Source organism: Nonomuraea aridisoli, from assembly GCF_003236395.1.
Lineage (GTDB): Bacteria > Actinomycetota > Actinomycetes > Streptosporangiales > Streptosporangiaceae > Nonomuraea > Nonomuraea aridisoli.
Window position 1 is genome coordinate 1 of record NZ_POUD01000457.1, and the last position, 4,010, is coordinate 4,010.

Genomic DNA, 4,010 nt, shown 5'->3' on the forward strand with positions numbered 1-4,010 from the left:
AGCCCACCCGCCCGTACGTCGTCCTGACCCGCGGGCGGCCGGCCGCCCGCGCCCTCGTCGGCGAGCTGCGCTGGCGGGTACGGCGCTACTACACCGCGGCGCTGCCCGGCTTCGCCACGTACCTCACCGCCGGCGAGCTGGCCGAGCTGCGGGCCGACCCGCGCGTGCGCGCGGTCGAGCCCGACCTGGCGATCCGTCCCATGCCCATGGGGCGGTCGCCGGCCCTGCCCGCCGGGCGGCCGACCGGCGCGGGCACCACCGTCTACGTCGTCTCCGGCGGCCTGGACGCCGCCCGCGACGAGTTCGGCGACCGGGCCTGGCGCGCCTTCGACGCCACCGGCGGCACCGGACGCGACTGCGCGGGACACGGCACCCAGGTGATCCGCCGCGTCCACGCCGCGGCCCCCGCAGCCCGGGTCGCCTCCGTCCGCGTGCTCGGCTGCGACGGCACGGGCACCCTGTCGGACGCGCTGGCCGGGCTCGACTGGATCCACCGCCACGCCCGCCGTCCCTCCGTCGCCGCGCTCGCCCTCGACGGCGCCGACTCCGCCGCGCTCGCCACGGCCGCGCGGTCGTTGTCACGCTCCGGCGTGTTCGTCGCCGCACCGTCCCGCTCCGCCGTCTGCCGGGCCACCCCCTCAGGCCGGGCGTTCTCGGCGTACGCGCCCGAATTGGCCGGCGCCGCCGCCCGGCTCCTGGAGCTCCATCCGGCCGCCGGGCCGTCCGCCCTCGCCACTTCGCTGAAGTGCACGGCGGCGCGGCCCGTGATTCGCCAGAATCCGTCGAGGGCCTCTACCCTCCTCATGCGCGATGGCGGGCTCTGAAGGGATGGACTCCTCAAATGTGACCGGCGTCACATCGCCCCGGGGCTATCCCAGGAAGGCGATGTTCGGACATGCCGGGTACGGTGCTGGCAGGCAACCGGCACACGCGAGAGACTCAAGGGTCCGGGGGAAGAATGGCGACGCTGACGAAGGGACTCGCATGCAGGAGCTCCGACTCGTCGCGGTGAGTGAGGACGGCACCTACCTCGTCCTGGCTACGGCCGGGCGGGGGACGCGCTTCACACTTCCCGTGGACGACCGGCTCCGTGCTGCCGTCCGCGGCAACTTCTCCCGTCTCGGCCAGTACGAGATCGAAGTGGAGAGTCCGTTGCGCCCCAAGGAGATCCAGGCCCGCATCCGGGCGGGAGAGACGGCGGAGGAGATCGCCGCGACCGCCGGGATCCCGGTCGAGCGTGTCCGCTGGTTCGAGGGGCCGGTGCTGCAGGAGCGGGAGTACGTCGCCCAGCAGGCACAACGCGTCTCCGTGCGCATGCCTGGCGAATCGGCGCCCGGACCGACGCTCGGCGACCTCGTGGCCGACCGGCTCACCCGGCGCGGCGTGCCCACCGACGAGATCGACTGGGACTCCGCCAAGCGCGACGACGGCCTGTGGCGGGTCAAGCTCGGCTACGTCTGGAACGGTCACACCCGCCACGCCGAGTGGCTCTTCGACCCGCGCAAGCGTCACGTGACGCCGCACGACGACGAGGCGCTGCGCCTGTCGTCCGCCGACTTCGATCCTGAGCCGGCCGTGGTGGAGGACACCACGGTGACGCCGTTCGCGCCGCGGGTGGCCAAGCTGCAGCCGGTGCCGCCGCTGGCGTCCGAGACGGTGCAGTTCCCGCCGGTGGCGCGCCGCGAGCCCGAGGAACCGGCCGTCGGCTACACCCCGCCGGCCGGCCGGGCTCCCGACCCGGCGCCGCGCGACACCCCGTTCGACCGCGACCGCCGCTCCGACCCGGGCCGCGAATCGGCCCTCCGCCCCGACTCAGGCAGGGATTCGGCCCTACGGCCTGACCCGGGCAGGGATTCGGCTCTGCGGTCCGGTTCCGGGGCCGAGGGCGGGCCGCGGGAGTCCTTCCGCCCCGAACCTCCGGCCCGCGAGACCGGCTACACCCGCCCCGGCGACACCACGTCGCGCCGCGGCGGGTCTTCGCCATGGCTGCCCGACTTCGGCTCGGGACGCGAGAGCGAGTCCATCTACGCCCCGGCCACGCCGCCTTCGTCCCGTCCGCTCTCCGAACAGCCGCCCGCGCCAAGGCCGTCCGAGGACTCGCTGCCGGCGCAGGAGCCGTACGCCGCGGAGCCGTTCGCCACGGAGAAGCCGTCCGCCCAGGACGGCCCGTCGCGCGACGCCCATCCGTCTTCGTCCGAGTCGGCTGACCCGTCGCGCCCGTCTTCGGAACCGGCGGCCTCGTGGCAGCCGCCCACCGGACCGGCGCAGTCCGCCGCAGGGGTAGAGGCGCCCGCAGGCGTGTCGTCCCCCGTCCGGGACCAGCCCGTCACCGCCCCTCAGACAGGCGGGACGGACGGTTCCCCGACCACGGCGACTCCGCCTTCACCTGCCGCTCAGAGCTCCAACCCCGGCGCCCCGGCGACCACACAGCACCAGGAGCCCGCCACCGCCCAGGCCCAATCGTCTACCACGGCCGAGGCCCCGCAAGCCCAGCCCGCCACGGCCGCCCAGCCGCCGACGTCTCCGTCCGCCACGCAGCCCCAACCGTCCGCCGCCTCGCGGCCCGCGCCGGAGGCTGCGCAGACCGACCCCGCCACGCAGTCCGGCGGTGCTGTCGCCCAGACAGACGGCGCTGACGTGCAAGCCGCCAGTGGTGGTACGCAGGCTGCCGGTGACGGGACGGCTGCCGACGCTGCTGCCCAGGCTGCCGCAAGTGTGCAGGTTCGCGCTGGTACGCAGGCTGCCGACGCTGACGTGCAGTCTCCGACGCAGGGTGGGCAGTCCGGCGCTGCCGAGACCGGGAGCACCGGTCAGGCCGCATCGACCACCGCACCAACCTCCGCGTCGAGCACCTACCCCGAGTCGGACGCCACTCCCCCGGCGCCCACCACGCCAGAGGCAACCCCGCAGAGCCATGCGGCGGAAGCCGACGCCCCCGAGGCGAACGCCGCCGAGAAGGACACCGCGCAAGCGGACGCCACCCGCGGAACCACCGCCGCTACCGGCGAGGCTCCGGCAACCCCGACGGCGACAACGGCCACCGCGCCGACCGCCGCAGTCCCAACGGACGCCACTCCAGCGGCTCCCGCAGTTCCTGTGCCAGCGGACGCTACGGCGAGCGCTGCTTCGGAAAGCCCCGCGTCCACAGACGCGGTCTCGGCGAACGCAGCTTCGGCAGCCTCTGCTTCCACAGACGCGGTCTCGGCAGGCGCTTCTTCGGTCGACGCTGCTTCGTCCGGCGCGGACGCCGCCGCGAAGACGTCCGCCGAGCCGAAGGACATCGGCACCGGCTCCACGGAAGCCACCACTACGAATCCCCCCGCCCCGGAAGCGGCTGCTCAGGAGGGCAGCTCCACGGATCGGCCGGGCGCCGTCACGACGCCCGCCACGGCGGAAGGTACAGCGACGGTGGACACCACCACGACCGCGACCAGCAGCACGACACCGGAGACCGGCGTGCCCGCGGAGTCCAAGGCCGAGACCACCACCCAGGCCCCGGCGGACACCGCAGACACCCCTCCTGCGAAGGCCGAGCCCACCAAGACGGACAAGCCGACCAAGGCGAACGAGACCGCCAAGGACGGCGAGCCCGGCAAGAGCGCTCCGGCCGAAGCGGAGGCGCCCACACCGGACGCGACCGTACCCGGCACCAAGGAAGCGCAGCCGGAGGCGGACGCCGCGCCCGAGCAGGACGCCCAGCAGAGCAAGCCTCCGACGCCCAAGCCGAAGCCGGCGCCGTCGGTCCCGGCGGCGCGGGCGGGCAAGGACGAGGGCAAGGACGACAAGCCGCCGGTGCCGGCCCCGTCCCCGCCGCCCGCCCCTGCCGCCCGGCCGCGCAAGTCGCGAGGCCGCCGAGCTTCGGTCCCGACCTGGGACGAGATCATGTTCGGCGCCCGCCGCCAGGACTGACGAGAGCACCCTTTCCAGCCCGGCCGGCCAGGACTCCACCGACGCTCCCGCACCGGTGAAGCCCTGGCCGGCCGACCCGTCTCGGTCCAGCACGCCCCAGT

At 74.9% G+C, this 4,010-nt stretch carries 2 protein-coding genes; both read left to right on the top strand.

The features are described 5' to 3' along the window. On the top strand, positions 1-824 hold an 824-nt coding region (locus C1J01_RS46670), incomplete at its 5' end, for a protease inhibitor I9 family protein (RefSeq protein WP_181449349.1). A 160-nt stretch (positions 825-984) separates the two neighbouring features. Next, positions 985-3,909, top strand: coding sequence for a septation protein SepH (gene sepH / locus C1J01_RS46675; protein WP_111185421.1), 2,925 nt, complete (start codon positions 985-987; stop codon positions 3,907-3,909). Positions 3,910-4,010: the final 101 nt, after the last annotated feature.